At 60.1% G+C, this 14,932-nt stretch carries 10 protein-coding genes; 3 read left to right on the top strand and 7 right to left on the bottom strand.

Annotated elements, in window-relative coordinates:
- Nucleotides 1-6: 6 nt before the first annotated feature.
- Entirely contained in the window at nt 7-2,670 is a 2,664-nt protein-coding gene (aceE, locus tag ACTJJ6_RS12675) for a pyruvate dehydrogenase (acetyl-transferring), homodimeric type (RefSeq protein ID WP_151254407.1), read from the bottom strand.
- A 165-nt stretch (nt 2,671-2,835) separates the two neighbouring features.
- Complete coding sequence (gene pdhR, locus ACTJJ6_RS12670; RefSeq protein ID WP_004937490.1) at nt 2,836-3,600, bottom strand: pyruvate dehydrogenase complex transcriptional repressor PdhR; 765 nt, start codon at nt 3,598-3,600, stop codon at nt 2,836-2,838.
- A gap of 631 nt (nt 3,601-4,231) precedes the next feature.
- Between pdhR and ACTJJ6_RS12665 the strand changes: the two genes are divergently transcribed.
- Nucleotides 4,232-5,608, top strand: a complete 1,377-nt coding sequence (locus ACTJJ6_RS12665; protein ID WP_004937488.1) for an amino acid permease — start codon at nt 4,232-4,234, stop codon at nt 5,606-5,608.
- 63 nt (nt 5,609-5,671) lie between these two features.
- Here ACTJJ6_RS12665 and ACTJJ6_RS12660 read toward each other — a convergent pair whose 3' ends face one another.
- From ACTJJ6_RS12660 to ACTJJ6_RS12650, 3 genes are read right to left on the bottom strand one after another with little or no spacing between them, the layout of a single operon-like run.
- Nucleotides 5,672-6,907 carry a cytochrome c gene (locus tag ACTJJ6_RS12660; protein WP_110147407.1) on the bottom strand — a complete coding sequence of 412 codons (1,236 nt, stop codon included), beginning with the start codon at nt 6,905-6,907 and terminating at the stop codon, nt 5,672-5,674.
- Complete coding sequence (locus ACTJJ6_RS12655) at nt 6,904-7,458, bottom strand: (2Fe-2S)-binding protein (protein WP_015379038.1); 555 nt, start codon at nt 7,456-7,458, stop codon at nt 6,904-6,906. Before ACTJJ6_RS12655 ends, ACTJJ6_RS12660 begins: the two co-directional genes overlap by 4 nt.
- Nucleotides 7,455-10,244 carry a xanthine dehydrogenase family protein molybdopterin-binding subunit gene (locus ACTJJ6_RS12650; RefSeq protein WP_049300544.1) on the bottom strand — a complete coding sequence of 930 codons (2,790 nt, stop codon included), beginning with the start codon at nt 10,242-10,244 and terminating at the stop codon, nt 7,455-7,457. Before ACTJJ6_RS12650 ends, ACTJJ6_RS12655 begins: the two co-directional genes overlap by 4 nt.
- Before the next feature lie 208 nt (nt 10,245-10,452).
- Between ACTJJ6_RS12650 and ACTJJ6_RS12645 the strand changes: the two genes are divergently transcribed.
- Nucleotides 10,453-11,037, top strand: a complete 585-nt coding sequence (locus ACTJJ6_RS12645; protein WP_016930078.1) for a nucleotidyltransferase family protein — start codon at nt 10,453-10,455, stop codon at nt 11,035-11,037.
- Nucleotides 11,038-11,045: 8 nt separating this feature from the next.
- Entirely contained in the window at nt 11,046-12,098 is a 1,053-nt protein-coding gene (locus ACTJJ6_RS12640) for an XdhC family protein (RefSeq protein WP_049300545.1), read from the top strand.
- Here ACTJJ6_RS12640 and ACTJJ6_RS12635 read toward each other — a convergent pair.
- Together ACTJJ6_RS12635 and fumA are read right to left on the bottom strand one after the other, a co-directional pair.
- Nucleotides 12,022-12,888: a helix-turn-helix domain-containing protein gene (locus ACTJJ6_RS12635; RefSeq protein WP_016930080.1), complete on the bottom strand. Its 867-nt coding sequence runs from the start codon at nt 12,886-12,888 to the stop codon at nt 12,022-12,024. The two genes, ACTJJ6_RS12640 and ACTJJ6_RS12635, sit on opposite strands and share 77 nt — an antisense overlap.
- A gap of 150 nt (nt 12,889-13,038) precedes the next feature.
- Nucleotides 13,039-14,685 (bottom strand): class I fumarate hydratase FumA, encoded by a 1,647-nt coding sequence (gene fumA, locus ACTJJ6_RS12630; protein ID WP_016930081.1) that lies wholly within the window; start codon nt 14,683-14,685, stop codon nt 13,039-13,041.
- Between the last annotated feature and the right edge of the window lie 247 nt (nt 14,686-14,932).

Genomic DNA, 14,932 nt, shown 5'->3' with positions numbered 1-14,932 from the left:
TACCTCTTAGGCCAGACGCGGGTTAACTTTTTCCGGGTTGATGTCGAATTTCTTGATTGCATCAGCAACCACAGAAGCTTCGATCTCACCGCGTTTAGCCAGTTCACCCAGAGCAGCAACCACCACGTAAGATGCATCGACTTCGAAGTGGTGACGCAGGTTTTCGCGGCTGTCCGAACGACCGAAGCCGTCGGTGCCCAGTACGCGATAATCGCTGGCCGGCACATAAGTACGAACCTGTTCGGCGAACAGTTTCATGTAGTCGGTAGACGCTACCGCAGGCGCGTCGCTCATCACCTGAGCGATGTAAGGCACGCGTGGCGTTTCGGTTGGGTGCAGCATGTTCCAGCGCTCGCAATCCTGGCCGTCGCGCGCCAGTTCAGTGAACGAGGTCACGCTGTAGGTGTCGGAACCCACGCCGTAGTCCTTCGCCAGGATCTGCGCAGCTTCGCGCACATGGCGCAGGATGGCGCCGGAGCCCAACAGCTGCACCTTGCCTTTGCTGCCTTCCAGCGTTTCCAGCTTGTAGATACCCTTGCGGATACCTTCTTCCGCACCCTGCGGCATCGCAGGCATGTGGTAGTTTTCGTTCAGCGTGGTCAGGTAGTAGTACACGTTTTCCGGGTTGTCGCCATACATGCGCACCAGACCGTCGTGCATGATCACCGCCACTTCGTACGCGTAAGCCGGATCGTAAGAGATGCAGTTAGGGATGGTCAGAGACTGAATGTGGCTGTGGCCATCTTCGTGCTGCAGACCTTCGCCGTTCAGGGTAGTACGGCCCGAGGTCCCGCCGATCAGGAAGCCGCGCGCCTGTTGGTCGCCCGCTGCCCAGCACAGGTCGCCGATGCGTTGGAAACCGAACATCGAGTAGTAGATGTAGAACGGAATCATCGGCAGATCGTTGGTGCTGTAGGAGGTCGCTGCGGCCAGCCAGGAAGAGGCTGCGCCCAGTTCGTTGATGCCTTCCTGCAGGATTTGGCCTTTCTCGTCTTCTTTGTAGTAAGCAACCTGCTCACGGTCCTGCGGGGTGTACTGCTGGCCGTTCGGGCTGTAGATACCGATCTGACGGAACAGACCTTCCATACCGAAGGTACGCGCTTCGTCGGCGATGATTGGCACCAGGCGATCTTTGATCGACTTGTTCTTCAGCATCACGTTCAGGGCACGCACGAAGGCGATAGTGGTGGAGATCTCTTTGTTCTGCTCTTCCAGCAGCGAGCTGAAATCTTCCAGCGCCGGCATTTCCAGCTTCTGGGTGAACTCCGGCAGACGGGTAGGCACGTAGCCTTTCAGCGCCTGGCGACGTTCGTGCAGGTATTTGTACTCTTCGGAATCTTTCTCGAAGGTGATGTACGGCAGTTTTTCGATGTCAGCATCGGCAACCGGCACATTGAAACGATCGCGGAAGTGGTGAACCCCTTCCATGTTCATTTTCTTCACCTGGTGAGCGATGTTTTTACCTTCCGCGGTTTCACCCATGCCGTAACCTTTAATGGTGTGGGCCAGGATAACGGTCGGTTTGCCTTTGGTGTCCTGCGCTTTTTTCAGTGCAGCGAAGATTTTCTTCGGATCGTGACCACCACGGTTCAGCGCCCAGATTTCGTCGTCGCTCATGTCTTTGACCAGCGCCGCGGTTTCCGGGTAACGGCCGAAGAAGTGCTCGCGCACGTAAGCGCCGTCTTTGGATTTGAAGGTCTGGTAGTCGCCGTCCAGGGTCTCGTTCATCAGCTGAACCAGTTTACCGCTGGTGTCTTTGCGCAGCAGCTCGTCCCAACGGCCGCCCCAGATCACTTTCAGCACCTGCCAGCCTGCGCCGGAGAAGATGCCTTCCAGTTCGTTGATGATCTTGCCGTTACCGGTGACCGGGCCGTCCAGGCGCTGCAGGTTGCAGTTGATGACGAACACCAGGTTGTCCAGCTTCTCGCGAGTCGCGATGGTGATGGCGCCTTTGGATTCCGGCTCATCCATCTCACCGTCGCCCAGGAAGGCGTAAACGGTCTGCTCAGAGGTGTCTTTCAGGCCGCGGTGTTCCAGGTATTTCAGGAACTTCGCCTGATAGATGGCGCTGATTGGGCCCAGGCCCATGGATACGGTCGGGAACTGCCAGAATTCCGGCATCAGCTTAGGATGCGGGTAAGAGGACAGACCGTTGCCGTGCACTTCCTGACGGAAGTTGTTCATCTGTTCTTCGGTCAGGCGGCCTTCAAGGAAGGCGCGCGCGTAAACGCCCGGAGAGATGTGGCCCTGGAAGTACACCAGGTCGCCGCCGTCTTTCTCGTTGCGTGCGCGGAAGAAGTGGTTAAAGCAGACTTCATAGAAGGTCGCGGAAGACTGGAAGGAAGCCATGTGGCCGCCCAGCTCCAGGTCTTTTTTGGATGCGCGCAGAACGGTCATGATCGCGTTCCAACGGATCGCAGAGCGAATGCGGCGTTCCAGATCCAGGTTGCCTGGGTAGGCCGGTTCGTCTTCTACCGCGATGGTGTTGACGTAGTTGTGCGCTGCAGCACCGGCCGCAACGTTAACGCCGCCTTTGCGGGCTTCTCCCAATACCTGATCAATCAGAAACTGAGCTCGCTCAACACCCTCTTCACGGATGACCGATTCGATCGCCTGCAGCCAGTCGCGGGTTTCGATCGGATCCACGTCATTGTTTAAACGTTCTGACATGGTGGTATTCCTTATCTGTCTAATGGTTTGTTTGGAGCCTGTCTTCCTGTGCTCTGTGAAAAAACACACGAAGACAGGCCCATCAGTTTAGTTGCCGCTTAAGTACTTAACTAAGTACCTCGAACTTAACCCCCGCAGGCTGGTGTACCCTGAAGAGGACAGCTCTTAATCCTTGCGTTGCTGGAGACGCCGTAGCGATCTCTCGCGCCGAGTATGCTCCCGGCTGAGATCCAGCAAGATTTCCTCGATAAACGCCAAGTGGCGATGCGAGGCTTCACGGGCCTTTTCCGGCTCGCGTGCCACAATCGCCTCAAAAATTCCGGCGCGGTGGCTGCTCACTTTTGCCAACATCTCACGGCGCGAGTAGAGCAATTCAAAGTTCTGACGCACGTTCTGTTCCAGCATCGGCCCCATGCAGCGTAGCAGGTGAAGTAACACAACGTTGTGAGCGGCTTCGGTCACGGCGATTTGATACTGCATGACCGCATCGGCTTCGGCGTCGAGATCGCCGCTGTCTTGAGCCTGTTGAATCACGATGTGGCAATCGCGGATGCGCGCCAGATCTTCATCGGTGCCGCGCAGCGCCGCGTAATAGGCGGCAATGCCTTCCAGCGCGTGACGGGTTTCCAGCAGATCGAACTGTGATTCGGGATGGTCGGCCAGCAGCTCGGCCAGCGGATCGCTGAAGCTCTGCCACAGATTAGTTTGCACGAAGGTGCCGCCGCCCTGACGGCGCAGGAGCAGCCCTTTCGCTTCAAGGCGCTGAATGGCCTCTCTCAGAGAAGGACGGGAGACATCAAATTGTTTCGCCAGCTCGCGCTCCGGAGGCAGTTTTTCGCCTGGGCGCAGTGTCCCCTCGAGGATCAGGTATTCGAGCTGTTGCTCGATAACATCTGACAACTTGGGTTGGCGGATTTTGCTGTAGGCCATGAGTGAATTCTTCTCTGCGAATGGCGCGGAGTCAATTGGTAATACCAATTTCAAAAACGTGACGGTAAAGTAACAAAGTATTCACCTCCTGTCCATACGGGCCTTGATCGAAATCAGGTTACCCGCACATTTTAACACCCCGCTGAAAACCCCGCTGCAAACCGGTAACGCCGTGATGGTATTACCATTTACGCGGCGGGTTGGGGATTTAACTTTTACCAAACCTTACGCAAGGCAGAGTGCAAACTTTTTGCCCGAGTTTTATTGCATGGTTATGACGCTTTAATGAATGGCTATTTGGCGAGCGGCGCAACGGTGGTTCGTTCATTATTTGAACGCACCCCACCATTCAGATCTACGTTATTTTTGCGCATTATGTGATTTGTTGCTTATTTCATGCACTGAATCCCCCCCGCCGTCACACAACCCGCATTTTGTTTCCTAAACTGCTGCAATCTTAATCACTCACACGACAAAGCAGGTGCAAACCGACGCACATAACATTATTCTCTGCCAAACGGTAGCGGCGCCGTGGAATTAATAGCTATAACGCCGTAAATAAAACAAAACACACATCGTAACCACTGCTTTACAAGCAGGTGGGCATTCACAACGACAGAGGGTTAGATTGATGGATGGTCAACAGCATGGTGACCAGCTGAAACGCGGCCTGAAAAACCGCCATATTCAGCTCATCGCCTTAGGTGGCGCAATCGGCACCGGGTTATTTCTCGGTATCGCTCAAACAATAAAAATGGCCGGCCCGTCAGTGCTTCTCGGCTACGCCATCGGCGGCTTCATCGCGTTTCTGATCATGCGCCAGCTGGGGGAAATGGTGGTGGAAGAGCCGGTCGCCGGCTCCTTCAGCCACTTCGCCTACAAATACTGGGGCAACTTCGCCGGCTTCGCCTCCGGCTGGAACTACTGGGTGCTGTATGTCCTGGTGGCGATGGCGGAGTTGACCGCGGTCGGCATCTACGTGCAGTACTGGTGGCCGGAGATCCCCACCTGGGTTTCCGCCGCGGTGTTCTTCCTGGCGATCAACGCCATCAACCTGGCCAACGTCAAAGTTTACGGCGAGATGGAGTTCTGGTTCGCCATCATCAAAGTGGTGGCGATTATCGGCATGATCGTGTTCGGCGCCTACCTGCTGTTCAGCGGCATGGGTGGCCCGGAAGCCACCGTCACCAACCTGTGGGCGCAGGGCGGGTTCTTCCCGAACGGCGTCATGGGCCTGGTGATGGCGATGGCGGTGATCATGTTCTCCTTCGGCGGCCTCGAGCTGGTCGGCATCACCGCAGCCGAAGCCGACAACCCGCAAAAAAGCATTCCGAAAGCGACCAATCAGGTGATCTACCGCATCCTGATCTTCTATATCGGTTCGCTGGCCATTCTGCTGTCGCTGTACCCGTGGGGCAAAGTGGTCGAAGGCGGCAGCCCGTTCGTGCTGATCTTCCACGCGCTGAACAGCAACCTGGTGGCGACCGTGCTGAACATCGTGGTGCTCACCGCCGCGCTGTCGGTCTACAACAGCTGCGTCTACTGCAACAGCCGCATGCTGTACGGCCTGGCGCAGCAGGGCAACGGCCCGAAAAGCCTGCTGAAGGTCGACGGCCGCGGCGTGCCGGTGGTGGCCATCGGCATTTCCGCCCTCGCCACCGCGCTGTGCGTGCTGATTAACTACCTGATCCCGGGCCGCGCCTTCGAACTATTGATGGCGTTGGTGGTATCGGCGCTGGTGATCAACTGGGCGATGATCAGCCTGGCGCACCTGAAGTTCCGCGCCGCCAAAAACCGCGAAGGCGTGGTGCCGAAGTTCAAAGCGTTCTGGTATCCGTTCAGCAACTACCTGTGCCTGCTGTTCATGGCCGGCATCCTGGTGATCATGTACCTGACGCCGGGCATTCAAATCTCGGTGCTGCTGATCCCGGTGTGGGTAGCGATCCTGGCCGTCGGTTACGCCATCAAACAGCGCAGCCAGCGCGTCGACGGCGTCACCAGCCGTTGAACCCCGTGACCGCGCAATAAAATGGCCCGCAGATGCGGGCCATTTTTTTCGCCTGAACGCCGCTTACTTGCGCAGCGCTTTCACCTGCTCGGCGGTGACGTCCGCCGGCAAACCGCCCCAGGTCACCCGCAGGTAATTCACCAGTTCCGCCACTTCAGCATCGCTCAGACGCTCGCCGAAGCCCGGCATGCTCTGCATGCTTTCACCGTTCGGGAACTGCTGGGCCGGCAGGCCATCCAGCACCGACACGATCAGGTTCTTGCCGTCCGCCTGGCGCAGCGTGGCGTTATCGCGCATCGCCGGTGCGACGTGCGGTTTGCCCTCGCCTTCGCGCGCATGGCAACCGGCGCACTGATCCAGATAGGTCATGCGCCCGGCATCGCTGCCCTGGCCCATTTTCACCGGCACCGCCGCCGGCGGCTGCTCACCCATCAGATACAGCGCCAGCGCCTGATGATCTTCCGGCGTCAAATGACGGGTGCTGAGATCCACCACCATGTGCATCTCGCTGAAGGCGGAACCCTGCGGTGCGAGGCCGGTGCTGAGGAAGCGGCTGACGTCCTGCGGCGTCCAGCCGCGCTGCGCCAGACCGTGCGGCGTAATGTCCGGCGCCATGAAGCGGCCGAGATCGCCGCCCTGCATCGGTTTGCCGAGATCCATCTGCCCCAGCGCGCCGCGCGGCGTGTGGCATTCGCCACAGTGGCCCAGCACGTCGGCCAGATAGCGACCGCGCTGCCATTGCGGCGAGCTGCCCTGCGAGCTGGCCGGCAACGGATCCTGACTGCGGAACAACAGATTCCAGCCGATCAGCGCCATGCGCTGGTTAAACGGAAATGGCATGTCGTTGGCCGGAATGGCCACGTCCACCGCCGGGCGCGTCATCAGGTAAGCGTAGATGTCGTCGGCGTCCTGACGCGACATGCCCTTATACGAAGTGTAAGGCATCGCCGGGTACAGGTGCCGCCCGCCCGGCGCCACGCCCTGCGTCAACGCCAGGAAGAAGTCGTCCTTGCTCCAGCGCCCGATGCCGTGGTCGGCCGACGGCGTCAAGTTACTGCCGTAAATCGTGCCGAACGGCGTGTCCAGCGGATAGCCGCCGGCCAACGGCGCCCCACCGCTGGCGGTATGGCAGGCGGCGCAGTCGGCGGCCTGCGCCAGATAACGGCCGCGGGCGATCTGTTCGGCGCTGGCGGTTACCTGCTGCACCGGGCCGTCGTAACGGCGGTTTTCCCGCCACCACAGCAGCGCAATCACCACGATCGCCACCAGCACAATCAACACTGCGAGACGTTTTTTCATTGCGCCGTCTCCTTCAGCAGGCCCGGCGTTTTCAGCACCACGTCGCGCACCGCTTCGTAGTAGCGCACGTAGCCGGTGCAGCGGCAAATGTGGCTATCCAGCGCCTGCTCGATGGCATTCTCCAGCTGATCGCGGGCGATCGGCTCACGCTTGAGCTTTTCCACGAAAATGGTGGCGGCGTTGACGAAGCCCGGCGTGCAGTAGCCGCACTGGAAGCTGTAGTGTTCCAGAAACGCCTGCTGGATCGGCGACAGCTCGACCACCTCGCCCTGTTCGTCCACCCTGGCGTGGCCTTCGACAGTGCGCACTTTCTTGCCGTTGAAGAAATGCGCGCCGGTGATGCAGGTGCGCACCTCTTCGCTGGTGCCGCTCGGGTGATCGACGATTGCCACGCAGGCGTGGCAAATGCCCTGCCCGCAGCCGAGGCGCGAACCGGTCAAATCGAGATACTCGTGCAGGAAATCGATCATCATCAGGCCTTCCGGCACCTCGATCGGGCCGTACTGCTTTTCGTTGATGGTCAGGGAAATCGGCTGGGTTTTAATGCTCATTGTAATACCTCACGAATATTTTCTGCACGAACGGGCAAATCACGGAAACGGTGGCCGGTGGCGTCGGCGATGGCGTTGACCAGCGCGGCCACGATCGGGATCATCACCACCTCCGCCATGCCTTTCGGCGGATCGGTTTCCGACAGCGCCGGCAGGATGTCGCCGCTCTGTTTCCACACCGCCACATCACTGGCGCGCGGCAGGTGGTAACGGTTGAAGTTCCAGGTGCCGTTGCCCGGGCCGTCTTCGTACAGCGGTAAATATTCGTGCAGCGCATGGCCGATGCCCATCGCCAGCCCGCCCTGCAGCTGGCCGGAAACCAGTTCCGGCACGATCAGGTTGCCGCACTCCATGATCGAGTGGTGATTCAACAACTCCACCTGGCCGGTGGCGATATCCACCGCCACTTCCGCCAACGTGCCGACGGCGCTGTAGTAGGTCACCGCCGCATTGTTGCGCTGGGTCGGCGGGTAGTAGACCTGCCCGCGCGCCAGCGGTTTGAATTCGCCGCCGGCATTGCGCAGCGCCATGCCGTCGATCGGCAGGCGTTCGCTTTTGCCGTTCAACGTGAAATCGGCCTCCGCCCACTGCCAGCGGTTGAACACGTGCACCGCGGCACCGGTGACGCCGCCCATCTGATAAGCAGTCTTGGCCAGCAGCTCGAGGCTCAGCACCGACATGCCCGCCGCCGTCAGGCCGCCTTCGACCCAACGCGCATCTTCGCGCCGCACCACCAGCGGCGCCGCCTGGCCGCCGCCGATACCGGCCTGCCACAGCGCCATCGCCGCCGGCCACAGGCCGTGATCGAAGATCAGGCGCGCCGCTTCGCGGGTGCTGTGCGAGAAGTAATAGGCCGAGTTGCTGGCGCTGGACGGCGAACAGTAGCTCGGCGTCCAGTTGGGGTTGGTTTGCAGCTTGTCCTGCTCTTCCTGCGACATCAGGTAAGGATCGCCGCTGGTGACCATCGGCAATACCGACCAGTCGGTGACCGAGAAGTGCGCTTCGTCGGCCGGTTTGCCCAGCCACTGCGCGCACAATACCGACTGCGAGGTCGACATGCCGGTGCCCATCTCCGCGCCGCTGTGATGCAGGGTGATGCGGCCATCTTCGCTCAGCTCCACCCGGGCGAACGAAGTTTCCGCCCCGGTGCCGAAGTCTTTCTGCACGCAGCCGAAGCCGACGCCATAGCGCTTGCCGGGATGGCGGCTCTCAAACTCGGCCTTGCGTTCGGCGCGCTTGAGCCACATCTCGTGCTTCGCCGCCTTCTCCAGCACTTCATCGGCGCGGATCGCACCGGCCGGGATCGCCCCCTGGGTGTTTTTCATGCCGGATTTCAGCACGTTGCGCAGGCGAAACTCGATCGGGTCGATCTTCAGCTCGGCGGCCAGCTCATCCACCATCATCTCGGTGGCGGCCATGCTCTGCAGCGTGCCGTAACCGCGCGCCGAACCGGCGTCGATGGCGCGTGAAGCCAACCCGACCGACGACAGATCGCTTTTCGGGAAGTAGTAAATCGACTGGGCGGCGGTTGCGCCGACCATCACCACCGAAGGGGTAAAGTTGCTGCGGCCGCCGCCGTCCGCGGTCATGTCACCGAGGAACGACTGCATGACGCCGGTCTGCTTATTCACCGCGATGCGGTAGTTCATGTCGAACGCGTGGCGCTTCAACGCCGTCTGGAACTGTTCGAAGCGATCATTGGCCAGGCGCACCGGGTGGCCGTCGCCATACATCGCCGCCACCGCGCCGTAATACGGGAAGTTGTAGTGATCTTTCGAGCCGTAGCCCACGGTGTAGCACGGGTGCAGGATCAGCTGTTTCACCGGCGGGTTGCGCTTGGCCAGCATGCGCGGCATCTCGTCGGCCACTTCCTGCGGCGACTGGGTCGGCACCACCAGATGCAGGGTTTGCGTCTGCGCGTCGAACCAGCCGTTGGCGTTGTCCGGCTCCAGCGCCGAGGTGTCGATCGACTGCGTGGTGTAGCGGCGCGACATTACCAGCCAGTCGGCCGGCGGGTTCGCCATCTCGTCGGCGATCATCCCCGCATAGCGCATGCCTTCCTGATCCAGCTTGCCGCCCTCACGCCCTTCCGGCCACACCGGCAGGTGTTTTTTCATCGACACCGGGAAGATCGGCGTGTCCTTCAGGCTGGAGAAGCGGTCGTCGTCGAACGGCTGTTCTCCCCCCACCCGCACATAGCGGAAGCTGCCCCAGGGATCGCGCTCCAGCGGGCCGGTGACCGCGCCGTATTTGATGGTTTCCTCACGGAATTTCAGCTTGTCCTTGGCGAAGCGGAAACGGGCGAAGTCGTGATAGATCAGGATCGCCACCGCCTGGCCGAGGTAGGCCGGGGTTTTGCCGCTCGGCAGCAGCATGTCGTCACCGTAGAACGCCGGAAAGGCCAGGCCGTCGCGCGCCAGATCTTCCGCCGTCACCAGGCGATCGGGCTGCAGATCGTCCCCCAGCAGCGACAGATCGACGCCTTCGAACAGCCGGTCGGCTTTAGTCACGCGCAGAATGAAGGCGTGCGCCTGTTTCTGCGGCCAGTGCGGCATGTCCACCGCGCGGATATCGCGCGCGAACACCTTCTGCCCCATGACCTTGGCGCGGCCATCGATACGGAAACGGACGCGCTTGGCCTGCGGATCCCAGTTGGGCGACTGGAGGATTTTTTGCTCGAACAGCGCGGCGTAGGCACGGCTGTACAGGGGGGCGAGGTACACGGAGACCCCCGCAATCACGGCGCTTTTGATAAAGCGGCGCCGCGACGGGTTGAAATTGCTCATAAATAAGTCCTTCACGTCTTTCTTGTAATTGGTTTTTGTTCGCGGTGTTGTTGCGCAAACGCTGACGACCTTGCCGTAGACGTCATAAGCATATGCTTATAACTAAAATTATGTGATGATTAACAGGTTGTTTTCAACAAAAAAACATTTACAAAACACAGGTAGTTTGTAGGCTAATAAATAATTTGCGCAAACGCGGACTTCAACCATGACCACGGGCATTGTCATTACCGCCGCCGGACGCGGAGAGCGCTTTATTCAGGCCGGCGGCCAGGGCAACAAATTGAACGCCGGATTTGCCGATGCGGCGGGCGAGCAGAGATCGCTGTTTGAACACACCCTGCGCCGGGCATTGGCCTCCGGCCTGCCGGTACATGTGGTGGCCCGGCCGGATAATCTGCCGGTGCTGGCAGCCTGCGCCGCCAACCAGGTGCCGGTCACCCTGCTCGCCAGCGCGGGCCTCGGCGACTCAATCGCCGCGGGCGTTGCGGCCACGCCGCACTGGCAGGGCTGGCTGATCCACCTGGCCGATATGCCGTTCGTCGGCGCCGACGTTTTCCGACAGGTGGCGGATGCCTTACGGCAGCACCCGATCGTGCGCCCCAGCTATGCGCAACAGCCCGGCCACCCGGTCGGCTTTTCCGCCCGATTGCGCAAACCACTTTGCCAACTGCGCGGCGATAATGGCGCGCGTGAACTGCTGCAAGGCGCAGCGGTGCACCTGCTGCCGCTTGAACACCCCGGCGTCGTGCGGGATATTGATCTTCCATCGCAACTCCCGGCCAGCGAGTAAATTCACCTATGCAACATCTTGATGTCACCGTGGTCAGCCAGGCGATAAGCTGGCTGCAACAACAGCCGGTCTGGTTATGCACCGTGCTCAGCACCTATGGCTCTTCGCCGCGGTCGCCGGGCGCGTTGATGGCCGCGACCCGCGACGGCCGCTACAGCGGCTCATTGTCGGGCGGGTGCGTGGAGGAGGACTTTCTGCGGCGCGTGGCCGCCGGGGAGTATCAGGCGGCCAGCCAGGTGATCCGCTACGGCGAAGGCGGCATGACGCCCAATGTGGCGCTGCCGTGCGGCGGCGTGCTGGACGTACTGATCGAGTATCTGCCGGCGGGAGAAGCCAGCGTCGCTTACCTGCGGCGCATCGCCGGCGCGCTGGAAGGGCATCATGCGTTGCTCAAACGCCTGACGTTGCCCAACGCCTGCCATAGCCTTGAGCAGAGCCATTTCACCAGCGCCACTCAGGTTGAACGCCGGCTCGAACAGATTACCCTGCATATCGCGGCCGCGCCGCGCCTGCTGATCGCCGGGCTGTCCAGCGTGGCGCTGTACTGCGCCGATTTCGCCGTAGCGCTGGGGTTTGAGGTGCTGGTGTGCGAGAACCGCCCGGAGGCGCTGGATAACTTCGCCGCCGAGTTAAAACCGGGCGTGACGCTGCTGCGCCAGTTTCCGGCCAAGTTCATTGAGGACGGCGGTTGCCACGCCAATACCGCCGTCGTGGCGCTGACCCACGATCCGCGTATGGACGATCTGACGCTGATGGAAGCGATCCACACCCCGGCGTTTTACATCGGCGCCATGGGCTCGCTCAGAAACAGCGCGCGGCGGCGCCAGCGGTTGCAGCAGATCGCCGAATTCACGCCGCAGGAGTTGGAACGCATTCACGCGCCGATCGGCCTGCCGCTCGGCAGCAAAACCCCGGCGGAAATCGCCCTGGCGGTGATGGCGGCGATCGTGCAGCAAAAAAACCGGCGGCCGGCCGCCGACGGGATCAGTGCAGCGGCACCACCGGCACCAGATGTTGCAGCTCCAGGTGCAGCTCCTCTTTCCCGCTCAGCGAATAGCTGAACACCGTCATGTCCGGCCCGTCGCCGCGGGCCAGCCCCATTTCGGGCAGCACCTGCGTGTAGATTTGAATGATGTGGTCATTGAGCGCCACCGGCTTGCCGGAATAGCGAAAACGGCAAAACTCGCCGTGGACCTCCGGCAGCGGCTCCAGCGCCACGCCTTCACGCAGCGGATAGTCCGCCGTCACGCCCAGGGTATAGTCGACCCTGACCCGCTCGCCGTCCGGCACCAGTTGGGTAAACGAATAGGTCTGCGCCGGACGCTCGCCCAACAAGGTGTAGAACTGCGCCCGCAGCGCGCTGCGCTGCGGCAGATGCGACTTGTCCAACTTTTCGATATCCAGGTGATAAGCGTACTGTTTGCCCTGAAAGGCGTATTGCCCTCTGGCGATGCTGACGCGTTCGACCTGAATATCGCCGGGCTGGCTGGCCGCCAGCGAACGCACCAGATTGCTGAAGTCCTGTTTGCGGGCATGACGATAAACGCTGGGCGATTCGGCGAAATGTTTCTTGAAACAGCGCGAGAATGTCTGCTGATTATCGAATTGATATTCAACCGAAATATCGAGGATGCTCTTCTGCGTGAAACGCAAGGCGAAGGCGGCGATGTAGAGGCGGCGAGCGCGAATGTAGGAAGCTAACGATAATCCGGTCTGCTTCTTGAACATGCGCTGCAGGTACCATTTCGTATAGCCTGACTTGGCGGAAACGATATCCAACGACAGCGGATTGGTCAGGTTATCTTCAATCCAGACCAGTAACTCCCTGATGTGACTTTCCTGCGTGCCCATGTGCTTGCCGAACCTTATGTTGCCGATATTCCATTAGTCGAATTTTAGTGCTATTCGCGTAGGGTATACAGGTTAAAACTCGACGTCCAGCAAGCTACAGGACTTTACACAATCCCCTCCACCACCCGCGGGCGGTGGAGGGGGCAGCGATTATTTCAGACAGCTGGCGCACTGACCGGCCTGAATCTTCTGGAAGAAGTCATTGCCTTTGTCATCCACCAGGATAAACGCCGGGAAATCTTCCACTTCAATTTTCCAGATCGCTTCCATGCCCAGCTCAGGGTACTCCACGCACTCCAGGCTCTTGATGCTCTGCTGCGCCAGCACCGCCGCCGGGCCGCCGATACTGCCGAGGTAGAAGCCGCCGTGCTTGTGGCAGGCATCCGTCACCTGCTGGCTGCGGTTGCCTTTCGCCAGCATGATCATGCTGCCGCCGTGAGATTGCAGCAGATCGACGTAGGAATCCATACGTCCGGCGGTGGTCGGCCCCAAGGAACCGGACGCGTAGCCTTCCGGCGTTTTGGCCGGGCCGGCGTAGTAAATCGGGTGATCCTTGACGTACTGCGGCAGGCCTTCACCGCGATCCAGACGCTCTTTCAGCTTGGCGTGCGCGATATCGCGGCCGACGATGATGGTGCCGCTCAGCGACAGGCGGGTGGAAACCGGATACTGCGACAACTGTTTGAGGATCTCGGCCATCGGGCGGTTGAGATCGACCTTGATCGCTTCGCCCTCCCCGGCCTGGCGCAGCTCCTGAGGAATGAATTTACCCGGATTGTGCTCCAGTTTTTCCAGCCAGATGCCATCGCGGTTGATCTTGCCTTTGATGTTGCGATCCGCCGAGCAGGAGACGCCCATACCGACCGGGCAGGAGGCGCCGTGGCGCGGCAGGCGCACCACGCGGATATCGTGCGCGAAGTATTTGCCGCCGAATTGCGCGCCCAGCCCCAGGTTTTGCGCTTCTTGCAGCAATTCCGCTTCGAGTTCCAGATCGCGGAACGCCTGGCCATGCTCGTTGCCTTCGGTCGGCAGGCCATCGTAATACTTGGTCGAGGCCAGCTTGACGGTTTTCAGCGTCGCTTCCGCCGAGGTGCCGCCGATGACGAACGCCACGTGGTACGGCGGGCAAGCCGCGGTGCCCAACGTGCGCATCTTGTCGACCAGGTAGTTTTTCAGTTTGCCCGGCGACAGCAGCGCCTTGGTTTCCTGGTACAGATAGGTTTTGTTGGCGGAGCCGCCGCCCTTGGCGATGCAAAGGAATTTGTACTCTTCGCCGTCCACGCTGTAGAGATCGATCTGCGCCGGCAGGTTGCTGCCGGTATTGACCTCTTTATACATATCCAGCGCGGCGTTCTGCGAATAGCGCAGGTTCTCTTCGATGTAGGTGTTGTAGACCCCACGCGACAGCGCTTCTTCATCGCCGCCGCCGGTCCAGACGCGCTGGCCCTTTTTGCCGACGATGATCGCCGTGCCGGTGTCCTGGCAGGTCGGTAAAATACCCTTGGCGGCGATTTCTGAGTTACGCAGAAATTGCAGCGCAACGTACTTGTCGTTTTCGCTGGCGTCCGGATCGTCGAGGATATCGGCCACCTGCTGTTGGTGCGCCGGGCGCAGCATGAACGAGGCGTCGTGGAACGCATGCTGGGCAAGCAGGGTTAACGCTTCAGGGGCAACTTTCAGTATTTCCTGGCCTTCAAACTCGCTCACGGAAACGTGGTCGCGGCTCAGCAGATAATATTCGGTATCGTCTTTCTTCAGCGGGAACGGATCTTGATAGTGGAACGGTTTATTCGACATTGATCTCTCACTTGCAACATCAGCTGCGTTAAATTCACACTTGCGGCGCGCGAGGCGGCGCCTTGTCAAAAAACTGCCTCCACCTTACGTATTTTTAATCAGTCAGTTATTGCGCCAAATCGCAAAATAACCGCTCTTTGCGTAAGGGATTACCACAGGCGGCGTTTCAACCTTGTCCGGTGAGAACTGCGGGTACAGGCTCATCATGCACGCTTTATTATCCCGCAGTTAACACATTGATTACAAT

Origin of the sequence: Serratia sp. 22278, assembly GCF_052045405.1 — a bacterium.
GTDB classification, from domain to species: Bacteria; Pseudomonadota; Gammaproteobacteria; order Enterobacterales; family Enterobacteriaceae; genus Serratia; species Serratia marcescens.
The sequence above is the reverse complement of the archived record's forward strand: the minus strand, read 5'-3'. Positions and strand labels throughout refer to the sequence as shown.